The organism is Paraburkholderia polaris, from assembly GCF_012927345.1.
Taxonomy (GTDB): Bacteria; Pseudomonadota; Gammaproteobacteria; order Burkholderiales; family Burkholderiaceae; genus Paraburkholderia; species Paraburkholderia polaris.
In genome coordinates this window covers 1-1,206 of record NZ_JABBGJ010000146.1, presented here as the reverse complement: position 1 = coordinate 1,206, position 1,206 = coordinate 1, and the positions used below count along the sequence as shown (strand labels likewise).

1 pseudogene is annotated in these 1,206 nt (G+C 59.9%); it reads left to right on the top strand.

Annotation, left to right across the window (positions count from 1 at the left end):
* Window positions 1-39 precede the first annotated feature (39 nt).
* Window positions 40-1,206, top strand: a pseudogene (locus HHL24_RS43395) (IS701 family transposase); the annotation flags it as partial.

Genomic DNA, 1,206 nt, shown 5'->3' with positions numbered 1-1,206 from the left:
CCTGGTAGTATGAAGTAATAGCGACTACGGGGTATTGCAATGACAGACGATCTCGATGAATTTGACGCGTATCTCGACCATCTGGCACAGGAGTTAGGGCACGCTAATCGCCACGCTGGCCTTAAAGGCTACTGTTCCGGTCTGGTGATGCCACTGTCACGCAAGAGCGTCGAACCAATGGCCGCGCATATCGATCCGCTTCATGCCAGTGCGAAGCATCAGTCGCTCCACCACTTTGTTGCCAAGGCCGAGTGGTCCGACAAGGCGATCATGCAGCGGGTGCGCGAATGGGTGATGCCCGCGCTAGGCGCGCATGCCGCTGAAGAGGCCGGCTACTACTGGATTATTGACGACACCGGTTTTCCGAAGAAGGGCCGCCATTCGGTGGGGGTTGCACGCCAGTACTGTGGCCAGCTCGGAAAACAGGACAACTGTCAGGTTGCAGTGAGTTTATCGATCGCGACGCAACGCGGCAGCCTGCCTATCGCCTGGCAACTGTATGTTCCCAAGGAATGGATTGACGATCGGGAACGTGCCAGTCGTGCGGACGGCCTTTCGGGAAGGGATAAGCGAGCTGGGTTTGTTATACGCCGTGGGGATCCGTCCGGGCACCTCAGTATGGGCACCAGGTACGGCGCCGCTGCCGCCCAAGCCGTGGAATGGGCGTGGCAACCCACCGACACTGCTGCGTCGCGCACCCGGCCACGAACCGCAAGCGGTCAAGGCGCTGGCCATGCAATTACCTGCGAACACCTGGCAGACCGTCACCTGGCGGGAAGGCAGCAACGCGGCACTCTCCTCGCGCTTTGCCGCCGTGCGGGTTCGTCCCGCTCATCAGGACTATTGGCGCACTACCCAGCGCGAGGAAGAGTGGCTACTCATCGAATGGCCCGAGGGAGATAAAGAGCCGCTCAAGTACTTTCTCAGTACCGCCCCCGGAGAGGCAACACTTGAACAGCTTGTATCGGTAACCAAGATGCGCTGGCGCATCGAGCGCGACTATCAGGATCTGAAGCAGGAATTCGGACTGGGTCACTACGAAGGTCGCGGCTGGCGGGGCTTTCACCACCACGCCACGCTGAGTATTGCCGCATATGGGTTTCTGATGGCCCAGCGACTCAGGATGGGATCAGGCAGCGGCGATAAAAAAAACTTCATCGAACGCGCGCTGCCTGCGCTTCCCGCGGATTACATCGCACGCGGCAG